Source organism: Lactobacillus delbrueckii subsp. delbrueckii DSM 20074 = JCM 1012 (assembly GCF_001433875.1).
Taxonomy (GTDB): Bacteria; Bacillota; Bacilli; order Lactobacillales; family Lactobacillaceae; genus Lactobacillus; species Lactobacillus delbrueckii.
In genome coordinates this window covers 93226-110779 of record NZ_AZCR01000001.1, presented here as the reverse complement: position 1 = coordinate 110779, position 17554 = coordinate 93226, and the positions used below count along the sequence as shown (strand labels likewise).

14 protein-coding genes and 1 pseudogene are annotated in these 17554 nt (G+C 51.2%); all 15 read right to left on the bottom strand.

Annotated elements, in window-relative coordinates; translation table 11 throughout:
* A partial coding sequence (locus tag FD23_RS10065; RefSeq protein WP_236743851.1) for a DnaJ domain-containing protein occupies positions 1 to 441 on the bottom strand: 441 nt, incomplete at its 3' end.
* A gap of 82 nt (positions 442 to 523) precedes the next feature.
* Positions 524 to 2368 carry a molecular chaperone DnaK gene (dnaK, locus tag FD23_RS00520; protein WP_025896227.1) on the bottom strand — a complete coding sequence of 615 codons (1845 nt, stop codon included), beginning with the start codon at positions 2366 to 2368 and terminating at the stop codon, positions 524 to 526.
* Positions 2369 to 2427: 59 nt separating this feature from the next.
* Positions 2428 to 3063 (bottom strand): nucleotide exchange factor GrpE, encoded by a 636-nt coding sequence (grpE, locus tag FD23_RS00515; RefSeq protein WP_025895378.1) that lies wholly within the window; start codon positions 3061 to 3063, stop codon positions 2428 to 2430.
* Between the two features lie 11 nt (positions 3064 to 3074).
* Entirely contained in the window at positions 3075 to 4118 is a 1044-nt protein-coding gene (hrcA, locus tag FD23_RS00510) for a heat-inducible transcriptional repressor HrcA (RefSeq protein ID WP_025895379.1), read from the bottom strand.
* Between the two features lie 135 nt (positions 4119 to 4253).
* Positions 4254 to 5195 carry a riboflavin biosynthesis protein RibF gene (ribF, locus tag FD23_RS00505; RefSeq protein WP_025895380.1) on the bottom strand — a complete coding sequence of 314 codons (942 nt, stop codon included), beginning with the start codon at positions 5193 to 5195 and terminating at the stop codon, positions 4254 to 4256.
* A gap of 14 nt (positions 5196 to 5209) precedes the next feature.
* Positions 5210 to 6106 (bottom strand): tRNA pseudouridine(55) synthase TruB, encoded by an 897-nt coding sequence (gene truB / locus FD23_RS00500; protein WP_013439806.1) that lies wholly within the window; start codon positions 6104 to 6106, stop codon positions 5210 to 5212.
* Between the two features lie 50 nt (positions 6107 to 6156).
* On the bottom strand, positions 6157 to 6519 hold the full coding sequence (locus tag FD23_RS00495; protein ID WP_025895381.1) for a ribosome-binding factor A: 363 nt from the start codon (positions 6517 to 6519) through the stop codon (positions 6157 to 6159).
* 12 nt (positions 6520 to 6531) lie between these two features.
* Positions 6532 to 9009 carry a translation initiation factor IF-2 gene (infB, locus tag FD23_RS00490; protein WP_052933696.1) on the bottom strand — a complete coding sequence of 826 codons (2478 nt, stop codon included), beginning with the start codon at positions 9007 to 9009 and terminating at the stop codon, positions 6532 to 6534.
* Between the two features lie 4 nt (positions 9010 to 9013).
* Positions 9014 to 9298: a L7Ae/L30e/S12e/Gadd45 family ribosomal protein gene (locus FD23_RS00485; RefSeq protein ID WP_002876720.1), complete on the bottom strand. Its 285-nt coding sequence runs from the start codon at positions 9296 to 9298 to the stop codon at positions 9014 to 9016.
* Positions 9299 to 9324: 26 nt separating this feature from the next.
* Positions 9325 to 9624: an RNase P modulator RnpM gene (gene rnpM, locus FD23_RS00480; RefSeq protein WP_002876722.1), complete on the bottom strand. Its 300-nt coding sequence runs from the start codon at positions 9622 to 9624 to the stop codon at positions 9325 to 9327.
* A 9-nt stretch (positions 9625 to 9633) separates the two neighbouring features.
* The gene (gene nusA / locus FD23_RS00475) at positions 9634 to 10785 is read right to left on the bottom strand and encodes a transcription termination factor NusA (RefSeq protein ID WP_002876724.1); all 1152 of its coding nucleotides are present in this window, start codon (positions 10783 to 10785) and stop codon (positions 9634 to 9636) included.
* A gap of 19 nt (positions 10786 to 10804) precedes the next feature.
* Positions 10805 to 11281: a ribosome maturation factor RimP gene (rimP, locus tag FD23_RS00470; protein WP_002876725.1), complete on the bottom strand. Its 477-nt coding sequence runs from the start codon at positions 11279 to 11281 to the stop codon at positions 10805 to 10807.
* 107 nt (positions 11282 to 11388) lie between these two features.
* On the bottom strand, positions 11389 to 15726 hold the full coding sequence (locus tag FD23_RS00465; protein WP_025895382.1) for a PolC-type DNA polymerase III: 4338 nt from the start codon (positions 15724 to 15726) through the stop codon (positions 11389 to 11391).
* A 12-nt stretch (positions 15727 to 15738) separates the two neighbouring features.
* Positions 15739 to 17436 (bottom strand): proline--tRNA ligase, encoded by a 1698-nt coding sequence (locus FD23_RS00460; protein WP_052933697.1) that lies wholly within the window; start codon positions 17434 to 17436, stop codon positions 15739 to 15741.
* Positions 17437 to 17475: 39 nt separating this feature from the next.
* A pseudogene (locus tag FD23_RS10060) lies at positions 17476 to 17554 on the bottom strand (M50 family metallopeptidase); the annotation flags it as partial.

Sequence of the window (17554 nt, the reverse complement as noted above, 5' to 3'; positions counted from 1 at the left end):
CCGGCTGTAGCTGATTTCAGTGGTCTTGCCCTTGATGGCATCCATAAAGTCGATCGTCATGGTGTAGTCCAGGTCAGCCCCCCGCTGCGGAGCGGTCGGGTCTACCTGCTGGCGGGCACCGCCGCCAAAGAAGCTGCTAAAAATGTCACCAAAGTCACCAAAATCAGCTCCGCCAAAGCCCTGGCCCCCATACTGGCCGCCAAAGCCGCCCTGGCCGTTCATGCCAGCCTGGCCAAATTGGTCATACTGCTGCCGCTTCTGCGGGTCATGCAGCACTTCGTAAGCTTCGTTGACTTCCTTGTACTTTTCTTCTGCCCCTGCTTCGTGGTTTAAGTCCGGGTGATACTTCTTGGCCAACTTCCGGTAGGCCTTGCTGATTTCTGCGTCACTGGCATCCCGGCTCACGCCTAAGACGTCATAATAGTCACGGTTTGCTGCCATTTGTTTATTATTGCTCCTTTTACTAACAAAGGAGAAGAACTACATCAAGCAGTTCTTCTCCTTTTGTTTGATTATAGTCGCTTTACTTGTCTGGGTCTACCTTGGTAAAGTCGCCGTCAACCGTGTCGCCGTTTGCGCCATTTGAACCATCGTCAGTTGGGCCTGCTTGACCGCCTTGACCTTGCTGGTTTTGGGCGTTTTGCTGGTAGAGCTTGACAGCCAGGTCTTGGGCAACCTTGCTCAAAGCGTCCTTCTTTTCCTTCATTTCGTCCAGGTTGTTGTCCTTTTGGGCCTTCTTCAGGTCTTCCAGGGCATCCTTAACTGGTTGAATGTCGCTGTCTGCGAGTTTGCCGTCAACTTCCTTCAAAGTCTTTTCGGTTTGGAAGATCAAGCCGTCAACTTCGTTTCTAAGGTCAACTTCTTCCTTCTTCTTGGCGTCTTCTTCAGCGTGTTCTTCAGCTTCCTTCTTCATTCTTTCGATTTCTTCGTCTGACAGGCCGGAAGCTGATTGGATGGTGATCTTTTGTTCCTTGCCAGTCCCCAGGTCCTTGGCTGAAACGTTAACGATACCGTTCTTGTCGATGTCGAAGGTAACTTGGATTTGTGGCACGCCACGTGGAGCAGGTGGAATGTCAGTCAGTTCGAAGCGACCCAAAGTCTTGTTGTCAGCTGCCATTGGCCGTTCACCTTGCAAAACGTGGATGTCAACAGCTGGTTGGTTGTCAACGGCAGTTGAGAAGATTTGGCTCTTGGAAGTTGGGATGGTGGTGTTTCTGTCGATCAGCTTGGTGAAGACCCCGCCCTTGGTTTCGATACCCAGGGAAAGCGGAGTAACGTCAAGCAAAACGATGTCCTTAACGTCACCGGAGATAACCCCGCCTTGGATTGCGGCACCCAAAGCAACGGCTTCGTCTGGGTTGATTGAGTGGTCTGGTTCCTTACCTGCCCATTGCTTTACAGCTTCTTGAACAGCTGGAATCCGAGTTGAACCACCGTTCAAGATAACCTTGTCGATGTCGCCAACTGACAGGCCAGCGTCACGCAGGGCGTTGTCAAATGGAATCTTGGTTCTTTGCACTAAGTCATCAGTCAGTTCGTTGAACTTAGCCCGAGTAAGGTCTACTTCCAAGTGCAGAGGACCTGCTTCACCAGCGGAGATGAAAGGAAGGGAGATGTGGGTTGAAGATACGCCTGACAAGTCCTTCTTGGCCTTTTCAGCCGCGTCCTTCAAACGTTGCATTGCCATCTTGTCCTTGGACAAGTCAATGCCGTTTTCTTGCTTGAAGCCGTCAACCAGCCAGTCGATGATCTTGTTATCAAAGTCGTCCCCACCCAAGTGAGTGTCACCGTTGGTTGACAGAACTTGGAAGACACCGTCACCTAATTGCAGGACGGAAACGTCGAAAGTACCACCACCAAGGTCGTAAACCAGAACAATTTCGTCGTCTTCATCCTTGTCCAAGCCGTAGGCCAGGGCTGAAGCAGTTGGTTCGTTGATGATCCGTTGCACGTTCAAGCCCGCGATCTTGCCGGCGTCCTTAGTTGCTTGCCGTTGCGCGTCGTTAAAGTAGGCTGGAACAGTGATAACCGCGTCAGTAACTGGTTCACCAAGGTAGTCTTCTGAGAACTTCTTGATGTATTGCAGGATCATGGCTGAAATTTCCTGCGGGGTGTAAGCCTTGTCGCCAACCTTAACCTTGTAGTCACTTTCGCCCATATGCCGCTTGATGGAAACGATGGTGTTCGGGTTGGTGATGGCTTGCCGCTTGGCAACTTCACCGACTTGAATTTCGCCGTCCTTGAAGGCAACTACTGAGGGGGTAGTTCTAGCGCCTTCCGGGTTGGTAATAATCTTTGGTTCCTTGCCTTCCAAAACCGCAACTGCTGAGTTGGTGGTACCTAAGTCAATCCCAATAACTTTAGACATTATCTTTTTATCTCCTTTTATTTATTTTTGCTTGTTTATTACTTTGTCAAAAAATTGCCTTACTGGGCAACGACAACCATGGCTGGCCGCAGGACACGATCCTTGTAGACGTAACCCTTTTGCAGGACCTGAACGACATGGCCTTTTTGATCATCATTTTCAGCTGGTACGCTTTGGACCGCCTGGTGCAATGTCGGATCAAACTTTTCGCCGTCAGCCTTGATTTCTTCAATGCCGTTGTCCTTCAAGGCTCTGACCAGGCCTTCCAGGGTCATTTCGATCCCCTTCTTCAGCTGTCTGGAAGCCTCGTCGTCGGCCTTGACCTGCAAAGCCCTTTCCAAGTTGTCCACGCTGGACAGGATATCCTTGCCCAGACGCTGGGACTCGTACTTGACCAGGTTGGCTCTTTCCTTGCTGTAGCGGCGCTGGGCGTTTTGAATCTCAGCTTGGCTGCGCAAGTACTTGTCTTCCAGATCCTTGTTCTTCTGGGTCAAAGCGACAACTTCAGCCTTGAGCTGATCCAGTTCTACATCAGCTGGCTTAGCCGCTTCTTCTTTGTCATCTTTTACCCTTTTGTCATCTTTTACCCTTTTGTCATCTTTTACGCCGGCCTTGTCAGCTTCAGCTGCCTTGGCTTGCTTTTCCTGGTCTTCTTGCGGCAAATCTTTCTCACTTGGAAATTCTTCTTTGCTCACGACAAACCTCCTTATTTAAATCTGCCATAGTAATCTAACAACTTGCGGGCTAGTTCCTGGCGGAAGTATTCCATCAAGCCGATCATTTCCGAGTAAGGCATGTGTCTCGGCCCCAGCAGGGCGATCGTCCCCCGTCCGTAGCGGCCAACACTGTATTCAGCCATTACCAGGCTGAAATCCTTCAGCAATTCGTTCTCTAGTTCCGCTCCTAAGCGGACATAAACTGGGTAATGGCTGGGACTGTCGCTCAGATCGATCAGTTCTCCAGCCAGAGAGCTGGAATTGATCAGTTCATATAGCGACTTGATGGCTTTTAAATCGCTGTTTTCAGTATTGTTGAGCAGGTTCAGCTGACCGTCAACATACATCTGCTCGCTTGCCGCGTCCTTAATGACGGCTTCCAGCAATTCCAGAAATTCCGGGGCATTCTTGCCCACGATCTGGCTGCTGGACAGCTGTTCAAAGGTCTGCTTGTTGATTTCGCTTAAATTCTTGCCAACCAGCTGGTCATTGATCAAGCGGACCGCCCGTTCAACTTCATCCCCTGAGATGTGCCGCGGCAAGGTGTAGAGCTGGTTCTTGACGCTGCCATCGCTGGTTACCAGAATAGCCATGACCTGCCGGGGAGCCAGGGGCACGATTCTGAAGCCAGTGATGCTGACATTCTTGGCTTCCGGCCCTTCTGCAAAGGCCGTGTAGTCAGTCAAGTCTGACAGGATCTTGGCGGCTTCTTTGACGATTTCGTCCACTTGGTTGAACGGCTGATCAAACTGGTAGCCAATTTGATTGTACATTTCTTTCGGCAGCTGCAGCGGCTGCACCAAATTGTCCAGGTAATAGCGATAGCCCTCAGTCGATGGCACCCGGCCACTGGAGGAGTGAGTCTTTTCAATCAAGCCATGCAATTCCAGAACCGCCATCTCGTTGCGGATTGTCGCGCTGGACACTTTAATCGACAATTGATTCATGACTGTCTTTGAGCCGACCGGCTCATGCGTCTTGGTAAAATCTTGAATAATTGTCTTTAGAATAAGTTCTTGACGTTCGGTCAACATAACATCGCCCTCGCTTTTAGCACTTACAACTTTCATGTGCTAACATGGCATAGATTAACAAGAAATTAGCAGTTAGTCAAGGAGAATGCTAAAAAATCCCGCAAAAAAACGGTCTTGCTTAAAAGACCGTTCTTATTACTGCTCAATCAGTGAACTAAAATAGTTTTCACTAGCGACTTGGTCCAGCTTCAGCTGCTCGCTTAAAGCCGCCATATCAGCAAACTTTTCTTCCCCGCGCAAGTATTTGTACCAGGCGATGGTGATTTGCTGGCCGTAAATGTCCTGGTCAAAATCAAAGATGTTGGATTCGATGTAAATCTTCTTCTCATCATTGAAAGTGACATTGTAGCCGACACTGGTCATTGACTGGTACCAGCTGTCCCCTACTTTGGTCATGGTCGCGTAGACTCCGATTTTCGGCAAAACTTTTGGCCAGTCCAGCTCCAAATTCGCGGTTGGGAAGCCCAGCTTGTGGCCGTTTCTGAAGCCGTGGACGACCTTGCCACTGGTCAAATACGGGTGGCCCAGAAGTTCTGTGGCCAAGCGGAGATTGCCGCTTTTAATAGCCTGGCGGATTTCAGTTGAACCGATTTTTTTCCCGGCAAAGATCTGCTTTGGAACCACCTTGATGTCAAAGCGACCCTTGGCAAAGGCCGGCAGATTTTCCATATTGGCCACGTCCTTTGGTCCGTAGCTGTAGTCAAAGCCGGCTACCACCGTGTCTGCTTTCAGGCCCATGATGATCTCATCAACGAATGCCTGGGGAGCCAGGTGGCTGAACTCCGGCGTAAACTTGAGAACCACCAGGTAGTCGACCCCGATCTTGGACATTTCGTAGGCCTTTTCCTCCGGTGTGTTCAAGTACTCAAAGTCCTTAACTCCGGCATAGACCTCCTTGGGGTGGCGGTCAAAGGTCAGCACCATCAATGGTAGATCCTTCTCAACTGCAATTATCCTGGCTTCCTTGATCAACTTCTGGTGGCCGATATGAACTCCATCAAAAAAGCCCAGGGCCAACACAACCTTGCCGGCCGTCAGCTCTTTCTTGAACGGATAGCTTAGATTTATCACTTTCAAACTTAATCCCTCAATTACTCATTACTTAAAAGCATTAAGTCAGGACAGTAGAGACCTTGTCCCTTGGCCCGGTAAATCGCTTTAACTGTTTTATTATACCGCAAAGCGACCTTGTCTGCATCAAGAGGGAGTTTGATCCAGGCCCCGTTTTTAACCTGCTGCCATAAGGCGGCATCTAAATCAACTTGCTGGTAGTCAGCGAAAAAGCTGTCGATTGGCTGAATATAATCTTCAGCGTGGTTCAAATTATCCGCCAGTTCTTCCAAAGTAACCGCGTCTTGGAGCTTGTAACCAGAACTGGCCGTCCGCCGCAGTTTGGTCATCACTGCTGGCAGGCCCAGTTCTTCGCCTAAGTCGTTAACCAGGCTGCGGACATAGGTCCCCTTAGAGCATTCAACTTCATAAGTAAAAGTCTGCCGGCCCTTCTCTGGGTCGAACTGACTTGGAGCCGTCAAGTCGTAGCGGAAAACCTGGACAGTCCGCTTGGGCCGCTCAACTGGGATCCCTTCTCTGGCGTATTCGTAGAGCCGCTTGCCATTTACCCTGACGGCAGAATAAATCGGCGGCTGCTGGACGATTTCCCCGGTAAACTTTTCCATTGCTGCTTTGATGGCCTGGTCACTGACTGGCTGAGACAAGGCTCTTTCCGCCAAAATCTTCCCCTCTAGGTCATAAGAGTCCGTGGCCAGGCCCAGCATCCCTTCACCAACATAAGCCTTTGGCCGCTCATGCATCAGCTCGATCAGTTTGGTTGCCTGACCCAAAGCAATTGGCAAAACTCCGGTGACTTCCGGGTCCAGGGTTCCGGCATGGCCGATCTTTTTTTGCTTTAAGAGTCGGCGCAGCTTATAAACCACGTCCCCGCTAGTCATCCCTGCTGCCTTGTCGATTACGATAATTCCATTGAACATCTTTTTCTCCTCTTCTATAAACGCAAAAAAGCGCCCGAAGGCGCTTTTTACTAGATTTGGCGATCTTGTTCCTGCTTCTTCAAGTCAGCAAGCAAACGGTCGATCTTGCTGCCGTAGATCACGGACTGGTCCCGCTTGAAAATCAGTTCCGGAACCTTGTACATGGTCAAGCTCTGGCCGAGCAAGTGTCGCATGGTTCCCTTAGCCTTTTCCAAGCCGGCTTCCGCTTCCTTTTGCGCCTGTTCATCTTCAGTCAGCAGACTGTAGTAGACAGTCGCGTATGAAAAATCATTGCTGCACTCCACGGCGGTAAAAGTCACGTTGCTGACCCGGGGATCGCGGATGTTCTTGCGGATGATCTTAGTCAGTTCCCGCAAGATTTCGCCTTCAACCCGTCCTTTTCTGTGCTTCATTTCAGCCTCCTGTTAACCTGGCTTAACTTCCTGCATTTCGTAGGCTTCCAGTTCGTCGCCTTCCTTGATGTCGTTGAAGTTTTCAATGGTCAAACCACAGTCAAAGCCTGCCTTGACTTCCTTGACGTCGTCCTTGAACCGGCGCAGTGAGGCAACCTTGCCGTCGTACTTGACCACGCCGTCTCTGATGACCCGGATGCCTGATTCTCTGGTCACGTAACCGTTGTCGACAAAGGCACCGGCGATGGTCCCGATCTTGGAGACCTTCCAAGTTTTGCGGACAGTAAGGTTACCAATAACCTTTTCTTCGTAAGTTGGTTCCAGCATCCCTTGCATAGCGGCCTTAACGTCATCGATCGCCTTGTAGATGATATTGTAAAGGCGGATATCGACGCCTTCTTGGGCAGCCTGGCTCTTGGCCGTAGCCGTTGGCCGGACGTTGAAACCGATGATTAAGGCGTTTGAAGCGCTGGCCAGGGTAACGTCACTTTCATTGATGGCCCCGACACCGGAGTGGATAATGTTAACCCGAACGCCTTCAACGTCAATCTTTTGGAAGGATTGAGCCAAGGCTTCGGCAGACCCTTGCACGTCAGCCTTCAAAACGATGTCAACGGACTTCATGCTTTCCCGCTTCATTGTGTCAAAGAGGTTGTCCAGAGTAACGTGCTGTACGTTTTCCCGCTGCTTTTGCAGGGATTGCTGTGCCCGGGCTTCACCAACCGCGCGGGCAGTCTTTTCATCGGCAAAGACAACCAGCTTGTCGGCAGATTCCGGCACGTCGTTCAAACCAGTAATTTCAACGGGCATTGATGGCGTAGCCTTCTTGATCTGGTGGCCCTTGTCGTTGGTCATCGTCCGAACCCGGCCGAAGGTGTCACCAACAACGATTGGGTCACCGACCCGCAGGGTACCCTGCTGGATCAAAACGTCGGCAACTGGCCCCTTGCCCCGGGACAGACGGGCTTCAATAACCGTACCGATCGCCTTTTGCTTCGGGTCAGCCTTCAGTTCCAACATATCGGCTTCAAGGATGATGTTTTCCAAAAGTTCATCAATCCCCATCCCGGTCTTGGCTGAGATGTTGACGAAGATAGTTGAGCCGCCGTAGTTTTCCGGAATCAGTTCATACTGCATCAATTGTTCAGTAACGTGGGCAGGGTTGGCGCCTGGCCGGTCCATCTTGTTGATGGCCACAATGATTGGCACGCCCGCGCTCTTGGCGTGGTCGATGGCTTCGATAGTCTGCGGCATAACCCCGTCATCAGCGGCAACGATCAAAACGACAATGTCGGTGATTTCCGCCCCGCGGGCCCGCATGCTTGAGAAGGCCGCGTGACCTGGAGTGTCCAGGAAGGTGATCAAACGGTCGTTGATCCGGACCTGGTAGGCCCCGATATTCTGGGTGATCCCGCCGGCTTCGTGTTCAGAAACCCGAGTGTGACGCAGACGGTCCAGCAAGGTAGTCTTACCGTGGTCGACGTGACCCATGACAGTTACGACTGGCGGACGGACAACCTGGTTTTCAGAGTTCTTGGACTCTTCCATTTTCTGGGCAAAAATATTGTCGATGTCGGAAATGTCTTCATGGACCTTTTCAACAGCTTCGATGCCGTAGTCAGCAGCCAGCAGTTCAATGGTGCCCTTGTCCAAAGACTGGTTCTGGTTGATCATGATCCCCAGCATGAAGAGCTTCTTCACGATTTCAGCTGGTTCCCGGTGGAGGATCTTGCCCAGGTCTTGGGCGTTCATGCCAACTTCGTATTCAAAGCTTTCTGGAAGTGGACGGTCCTTTCTTTGGGTAACCTGCTTCTTAACCTGCGGAGCACTTTGGTGCTTCTTGTTCTTGCGCTTGCGCTGTTGACTGCGGTCGCTATTTACCTCTCTGCCTTGGTTAGCGTAAGAGTTTTTCCCCTTGCGGCCTGGCTTGCCACTCTTTCTGCGGCGGCCTTCCTTGTTTTCCGGCATTGGCGCTTCAGTGAAGCTTGGCCGGGAACTTGGCCGGCGAGAAGATGAAGGCTTGGCAGCAGGCTTTTCACTGTTTGCCTGGTTTTGCTTCAAGCGGGCTGGGGATGGCTTCAAGATCTTTGGCCCACGGACCTTTGGTGCTTCAGCTGCGGTTTCAGCAGGCTTTTCGGCACTTTCGACCTTCTTGACAACCGGCTTGCTTTCGCTGGCCTCAGCCTTGTTCAAGTACTTCTTGTATTCATGCTTAGCAGCCTTGCTTTCCTGGTCCAGACGGGCTTCGTCAGCCCGCTGCTTTTGCTTGAGATCCTTCAGCAAATCCTGGGCAGCTGGCCGGCGGCGCTTGCTGTGGTCGTTAGAGTGGTTGTTAGCCCGGCGGCGGGTGTTTGATCTCTTGCCCTCAGTCTTCTTCTCGCCCTTGCGAATAGCACTGACTGAAATCTTTAATTTACCAGACTTGCCGCTGGTTTTCTTGTTATCCATGCCCAATTCCTTTGAAGTTTCGTTTTCTTGTTTCTTGGTCATTAGATCACACTCCTTCTTTAATCTTATCCAGCAAGGTTTTCGCAAAACCACGATCTGTTAATGCCAAAACTTTGCGTTTCTTACCTACAGCCTGACTGAGTTCAGCTTCCGTAAAGACGTCGACCAATGGCGTTGGGTGGGCCTTTACAGCAGCTTCAATCTTGCCGCGGCTGTTTTCTGCTAAATCATTCGCGATGATAATGCACTTAAGCTTGCCCTTCTTCAATTTGGCCAAAACGATGTCCGTGCCCGAAACGGTCTTCCCCGCCCGGGTGGCCAAACCAAGCAAATTTAAGGCTTTCTCTCGGTTGTTAATTATTTTTGATCACCAAATAATTCTTTTCTTGCCTTCTGGTGGTCCACGTAAGCGAAGAGCTCGTCGTAAAATTCATCGGCTACCTTCACGCCCAAACTGCGTTCCAGCACCTTTGACTTTCGGGCGGCAGCGATCTTCTCCGGTTTTAAGGAAACATAAGCGCCGCGGCCCGGCTTCTTGCCGCTTGGATCAACAGAAACATTCTTTTCCTTGTCAACGACGATTCTGACCAAATCCTTCTTCGGCTGCATAGTATCGGTCAACAAGTCCTTCCGCATGGGGATTTTTCTTTTTTTCAAGGAAATCACCTATTCTTCATCGTCAAGATCCAGGTCTTCTGCTTCTTCAGCTTCTGTTTGCTGGAGATCTTGATCTTCTGCTACTTCAGTTTCATCTTCTACTTCGCTTTCGTCAACAAATTCGACTTCGGATTCTGGCCGGATGTCGATCTTGTAGCCAGTCAAGCGGGCGGCCAGGCGGACGTTTTGCCCTTTCTTGCCGATAGCCAGGGAAAGCTGGTAGTCCGGCACGATTACGAAGGCTTTCCTTTCATCGTCTTCGTCTTCAAACTGGACAGCGATGACTTCAGCCGGGTTTAAGGCATTGGCGATGTAGTCAGATGGGTCTTCTTCGTACTGCACGATGTCGATATTTTCCCCGCCCAGTTCGTTGACCACGTTCTGCACCCGGCTGCCGCGTGGGCCAACACAGGTACCAACCGGGTCGATGTTCGGGTCGTTGGACTTAACGGCAATCTTGGTTCTTTCGCCGGCTTCCCGGGCGATGGAGATGATTTCAACGGTCCCGTCAAAGATTTCCGGCACTTCTTGTTCAAAAAGCCGCTTAACGACATCCGGAGCGGTCCGGGAAACCCGGATTTGGGCTCCCTTGCCGTCAGCACCGACCTTGGTGACCAGGACGCGGACCCTGTCTTGCGGGTTGTAGTGTTCACCTGGAATAGTGTCACGCTTGATGTCCATAACTGCCTCAACATTGCCGATGTTGACGTAAACGAAACGGTTGTCAGTTCTTTCTACTGTCCCGGTGACCAGTTCATCTTCGTATTGGGAGTATTCGTTGACGATGTGGGCATTTTCCGCTTCCCGCAGGCGCTGCATTACGACCTGCTTAGCCGTAGCTGCCGCGGTCCGACCGAAGTCCTTTGGGGTAACTTCGAACTTGATAGTATCGCCGACTTCGTATGCTCGGTTGATGGCCAGGGCATCCTTTAAGCTGACTTCCACCCGGTCGTCTTGCACTTCGTCAACCACCGTCTTCAAAGCCATGACCTTAAAATCGCCCTTCTTTTCATTAAAGTCGATTTCGACATTTTCCGCTAGGCCGTAGTTCTTCTTGTAGGCAGCGGCCAAAGCAGCCTTCATGGCTTCAACGATAACATCTTGTTTGATACCCTTGGTCTTTTCCAAGACGTCAAAGGCTTCCAGCATTTCTTTTGACATAAGTTTTGGATCACTCTTTCTAAAATTCGATTGCAAAACGGGCGCTGGCGATCTGCTTGCGCGGAATAGTCAGCTGCTTGCGCCGGGTCTTGATCTTAATTTCCAGTTTAATCTCCTGGTCGTCCAGGTCAAGCAAATGACCTTCAAAGACCTTCTCGCCTTCCAATTTCTGGTAGAGGCCGACATGGATGTACTGGCCCTTGGCCTTCTCCCAGTCCTGCTCCTTCTTGATCGGTCTTTCCAGGCCCGGTGAGGATAGTTCCAAAATATACGGGTCTGGCAGCGGATCTGGCTGCATTGAGTCCAATTTTTCTCCAACCAACTCACTCAGCTCCGCAATCGTTTCGATGTCAATCCCGTTTGGCTGCTTGTCAACGTAGATTCGCAGATAGTATTGACTCTTTTCCTTGACGTATTCCAAATCAACAAGTTCACAGTCATGACCGATAATGACCGGTTCGATTGCTTCCAGGATAGGTGTTAAGTTTTTTGGCAAAATTTTCCTCCGTAATAAAAAGAGTGAGCATCGCTGCTCACTCGAATTTACCATATTCGATCTAAAACATTATAACAGAATTTTTCCCACTTGTAAATAAGAAGCTCTTAGAAGAGGGAAAGTTGGTTCTGGTCAGGCATCCCCTCTAAGACATTGTTGTTTTCAAAGAAGTCCATGATCTTCTGGGAAACCTTGCCACGAACCTGCAGGTCTTCCTTTGACAAAAATGGCGCTTCACTTCGGGCAGCCACGATCTGCTTGGCCGCAGAGTCACCTAAGCCGTCAACGGCGTTAAACGGTGCCAGAATGGTGTGCTTGTCCACGATCTTGTAAGTCGTAGCTTCAGACTCGTTGATGTCGACCATCTTGAAGTTGATCCCCCGCTCAATGGCTTCGTTGACCAGTTCCATGTAGGTCTGCAGGTCCTTTTCCAGCTTGGTCGCTGCCGTCCCTTTTTCCTTGATCCGGTTGATCAAGGCCACAACCGTGTTCTTGCCCCGGCTCATGGCTTCCAGGTCGACCTTGTCGGCTCTGACTGAGAAGTAGGCGGCATAGTAGATCTCTGGATAGTAGACCTTGAACCAGGCCACCCGTAGAGCCATCAAGATGTAGGCAGCCGCGTGGGCCTTCGGGAACATGTACTTGATCTTCAAGCAAGACGGAATATACCAGTCAGGAATGTTCTTATTTTCCTTTAAGACGGCCATGTTCTCATCAGAAATCCCCTTCCCCTTCCGGACAGTTTCCATGGTTGAAAAGGCAACTTCTTCCTTAACTCCCCAGCGGATCAAGTCAGTCATGATGTTGTCCCGGCAGCCGATCACGCTCTTTAACTTGCAAGTGCCGTTGTTGATCAGTTCCTCGGCATTGCCTAGCCAGACGTCCGTCCCGTGTGACAGGCCGGAAATCTGCAAAAGCTCGGCAAAGGTCGACGGCTTGGTCTCTTCCAGCATACCCCGGACAAAGGGAGTCCCGAATTCCGGCAGGCCCAGGGTCCCGGTCTTGGAATTGATCTGCTCTGGAGTAACGCCTAGGGCTTCCGGGCTGGAGAAAAGGGACATGACCTTAGGGTCATCAGTTGGAATCGTCAAAGGATCAATCCCGGACAAGTCCTGCAGCATTCTGATCATGGTCGGGTCCTGGTGACCCAGGATGTCGAACTTCAAGAGGTTGTCGTGGATCTGGTGGAAGTCAAAGTGGGTCGTCTTCCATTCCTTGGAGATATCGTCTGAGGGATACTGCAGGGGAGTCAGTTCATAGATGTCCTTATCATCCGGCAAAACGACGATCCCGGCCGGGTGCTGGCCGGTCGTGGCCTTGACCCCGGTAACCCCGATGGCCAGGCGGTCAACTTCCGCGTTGTTCATCTTGATTTCCGGGTGCTCGTCTTGATAGTGCTTGGCATAGCCAATCGCCTTTTTATCGGCCAGGGTACCTACGGTGCCGGCCTTAAAGGAGTGGTTTGGCCCAAACATAACTCTGATGAAATTATGGGCAACTGGCTGGTAGTCACCAGAGAAGTTCAAGTCGATGTCGGGCACCTTGTCACCATGGAAGCCCAGGAAGGTTTCAAATGGGATGTTCTGCCCGTCTTTAACCATCATGACCTGGCAGTCAGGACACTTTTTATCCGGCAGGTCAAAACCGGAGGCGTATTCGCCGTTTTCAAAAAATTCTGACTGCTTGCACTTCGGGCAGCGGTAGTGAGGCGGCATAGGGTTGATTTCAGTGATACCCATCATGGTGGCAACCAGGCTGGAACCAACGGAACCCCGGGAGCCAACCAAGTAGCCGTCCTTAACTGACTTGGCCACCAGCATCTGGGAAATCAGGTAAACAACCCCGTAGCCGTTACCGATAATGGCATCCAGCTCCCGGTCCAGACGGGCCTGGATATTGTCCGGCAAAGGATCACCATAAAGTTCGTGTGCCTTGTCATAGGTCAGCTTGCGTACCCGTTCAGCCGTATGCGGGATCTTTGGCGGGAAGCTTTCGTCTTGGACCGGCTGCACTCCCTCATCGATCATGGCATTGATCTTGTTCGGGTTGCTAATGACCACTTCTTTAGCAATGTCTTCGCCCATGAAGCTGAATTCATCCAGCATCTCCTGGGTGGTATAGAAGTGCAAGTCAGGGTGCTGCTTGTTGCGGTTTGGGTTACCCCTTTGAGCAGCCAGCAATACGTCCCGGTAGATGGCTTCATGCTTGTCAATGTAGTGGGCATCGCTAGTTGCCACGACCGGCTTGTTCAGCTCCTTGCCCAGCTTGTAAATATTGGTCAGAATTTCTTCCAGCTGGGCTTCATCAGCAATCAAGCCATCGGCAATTAAGCTGGAGTAGTTTGACGGCGGCTGGATTTCCAAAAAGTCGTAGAATTCCGCCTTCTTTTTGGCTTCTTCATAGCCCTTCTGCATCATGGCAATAAAGACTTCCCCCTGGCTGCAGGCAGACCCGTACAAAAGGCCGGCGTGCAGGCGGCGGAGTTCTGACTTAGGGGTTCTCAGCCCCTTGAAGTTGTATTTGATCCCGGCCAGGGAGACCAGTTCATATAAATTCCGCAGGCCTGGCTTTTGGTTCTGGGCTAAGATCGTAATATGGGTCGGCCGGGCCCTCTTGTAGCCTTCCCCGTTGCTGTAGTCGTTCATCTTGCCCAGGTCATCTTCCTGGTACTTGTCGTTAAAGGCATCCAAAAGCTTGAACATCAGGTAGCCGGTTGCTTCAGCGTCCTGGTTGGCCCGGTGGTGGTGCTCCAGGGCCACATTGTACTTGCGGCAAAGCGAATCCAGAGTGTGACGGGACTGTTCCGGGTGCAGGAGGCGGGAAACTTCCAAAGTGTCGACGACCGGCTGGCTGATTTCCGGATAACCGCAGCGCTTCAAGGCCGCATTAACAAAGCCCACGTCAAACTGGACATTGTGCCCGCAGAGCGGGTCATTGCCGTAAAAGTCCATGAACTGCTTAATTACGACAGCTTCGTCGTCAGCCGCCTGGACCATCTCGTCCGTAATTGAAGTCAAGTTAATCGTAGTTTCAGACAATGGATGGTGAGGGTTGATGAACTTGTCAAAGCGGTCGATAACTTCACCGTTTTTCATCTTGACCGCCCCGATTTCGATAATCGTATCGTAAACAGAAGACAGACCGGTCGTTTCAACGTCGAAAATGACGAATTCCTGGTCTTCATACTTCATGCTGGCGGGGTTTAAAACCAGCAGGCCGTGGTCTTCAACCATGTTGGCTTCCAGGCCCATGATGACCTTCATCCCGGTCTTTTTACCCGCTTCAAAAGCATTCGGCAGGGCCTGCAGGCCAGCATGGTCAGTGATGGCGACGGCCGGCTGACCGAACTTCTTGGCTGTCTTGATGATGTCTGCTACATCGCTAGTCGCGTCCAGCTGACTCATGTTGGTGTGGACGTGCAATTCCACATGCTTTTCTTCACCTTGGTAGGCTTCTTGCCGGCCCACGTGCTCGGTTAATTCCATGCTGTAGATGTTGAAGATCAAGTCATGGGCATACTGGTCATCCTTAAGGCTGCCCTGCATGCGGATCCAGACACCAGGCTTAATGCCTTTTAAATATTCGATTTCTTCCTTGTCGGAATCACGGACGAACTTCTTAAAAGAAATAGAACCGGTATAGTCAGTCATTTCCCCGTAAAAAATAAAGGAGCCCGACCGCAGTTCCTGCATTTCCGCTTTGAAGACATGGCCTTCGACAACCGCGCTGCGCTGGTCTTCTGACAAGTCTTTCAACTGGGTAATCTCTGCCTTGTCGCTGATGGCGCCTGGGCCAAAACTGGTCTTCTTCACCCGCCGGCCCTGGTAGCTGGGCCGGGGAGCTGGCTTTGGCTTGACCGGGGCCTGCTGGAAGGCTTCCTGCATGTTCTTCTCATGGGCTTCCACCAGCTGGGCCAGGCTTTCAAAGTCGCTTTGCCCGCCCTGGTCAGTAACTTCCGTCAAAAGCTTGACGTTAAAGAAGCCGTAATCGCGCAGCTCTAAAGAGAAGCTGTCCAAGAGCCGCTGCTCCAGAATCTTGTCAAAAAGCTGGCCATTGATTGGAATAACCCAGCGGCCACTATCTTCATGGGGCGCCTGCCCGACCAGGAAGTTCTGGGCTGCCGGATTGGCGGACAAGACTTCTGAATTTTCAACCGCGTACTGCCAGTAGTCTGGCAGGTATTGCTGCTGGCCATCAGCCGTTTCAACTATGAGCCGAGTATCAACAAAGTCATTAAATTCATGCTTAATTGCCTGGTTCAAGGCATTGTAGCTTTCAAAACGCAGTGGAGTAGTAAAAAAAACGTGGATATCCCATCTACGTTCTTTTCTGTAGACATCCACGTTTTTTATCTCCCCTGCCTGTAAAACCGCTTCGTCAGCTCCCCCTGCCGGAAAGCCGACTTGTTTTAACAATTTGAGAAAAAGTTGGTTTTTATCAGTCACGAGAGTTCAATCCTAATCTAATTCGTTGGCAATAAAGTCTTCCAGGTCGGCAACGGCCAGCTTTTGTGCCTGGTCGTCGCCTGGACGCTTGACTTCAACGATCCCGTCAGCCGCGTCGCGGCCAACAGTAATTCTGATTGGCGCGCCAACCAGGTCAGCATCGTTGAACTTGACGCCTGGCCGTTCGTTACGGTCGTCATAAAGGACGTCATACTTGGCAAACTTGGCTTCCAGGTCTTCGGCCAGCTTGCTTTGGATTTCATCCTTCATCTTCATTTGGATGATGTGAATCCCGAATGGCGCGATTTCCTTTGGCCAGGCAACCCCATTTTCAGTCGCGTGCTGTTCAACGACGGCTGAAAGCAGGCGGGTAACTCCAATCCCGTATGAGCCCATGATGACTGGCTGGGACTTGCCGTTCTGGTCCAGGAACTTGGCCCCCATGGCTTCCGTGTAGTAGGTCCCCAGCTTGAAGATATGACCAACTTCAATTGAGGTAGTAAACTTGAGCGGTTCATGGTCAACCGGGTCAGGTTCTCCTTCGTTGGCAACCCGGAGGTCAGCAAAGCGGTCAGCCTTGAAGTCCCGGTCCAAGTTAGCGTTGATGAATTGAGCATCGCTTTCGCCAGCACCAACGACCACGTTATAGAGGCCCTTGACAGTTTCGTCAGCCACGATTTCGTCAGCCCAGTCAGCATTTACCGGGCCAACGCCGCCCTTTCCGGCCCCGGTCAGTTCTTCCAGGTCGCTAGTTTCAGCAACCCGCAGGCTGTCGCAGTCCAAGAGGTGAGTCAGCTTGACTTCGTTGACTTCCTTGTCAGCCCGGATCAAAACCAGAACCTTCTTCTTTTCATCAACGATGTAGAGGACGCTCTTGACAATTCTGGTGGCTGGCACTTGCAAGAATTCTGCCAGCTTGTCAATGGAGTCGCAGCCTGGAGTAGCAACCTTTTCCATCGCCTTCAGTTCTTCAGGCTCTTGCTTGAAGGTATCAACGCTAACGGCCATTTCCAAGTTAGCGGCGTAGGTACCGGAAGCGTTAGTTGCAATAGTGTCTTCACCAACAGCGGCAGGTGCCTGGAACTCAATAGAGTTCTTGCCCCCCATAGTCCCGGAGTCAGCGATAACTGGCCGGACTTCAATGCCTGTGCGCTTGAAGATCTTGAGGTAGGCTGCCTTTTCATTATCAAACTGCTTGTCCAGCTGTTCTTGGCTGGCCGCGAAGCTGTAGCCGTCCAGCATTACAAATTCTCTGCCCCGGAGAAGACCGAAACGTGGCCGGTTTTCATCCCGGAACTTGGTTTGAATCTGGTAAAGGTGCAGGGGCATTTGCTTGTAAGACTTGAGGCTCTTAGCCACCACGTCAGTGAAGGTTTCTTCGTGGGTTGGCCCCAGCAGCATTTCTCGGCCATGCCGGTCCTTCAGACGGAACATTTCCGGGCCATACTTTGGCAGACGGCCTGATTCTTCCCACATTGAAGCTGGCAGCATGTGCGGCATGATCATTTCAACGACGCCGGCATTAGCCATTTCTTCTTCAATGATCTTTTCAGTCTTGCGCAAGACCTTGTAACCCAGCGGCAGGTATGAGTAGACACCAGCCGTAACCTGCCGGATGTATCCGCCCCGCAGCATTACTTGGTGGCTCTTTGCAACCGCGTCGGCTGGAGTTTCCTTCAGCGTCGGCATGAAAAAGATTGATTGACGCATAATTAATTAAATTCTCCTAAACATTTATTATTTCAAGGACTACTTGATAAAGTAGCGGTAGATGTCGTTGCCAGTTACGGCGATAATCAAAATCAGCAAGAAGACCACTCCGATCAAG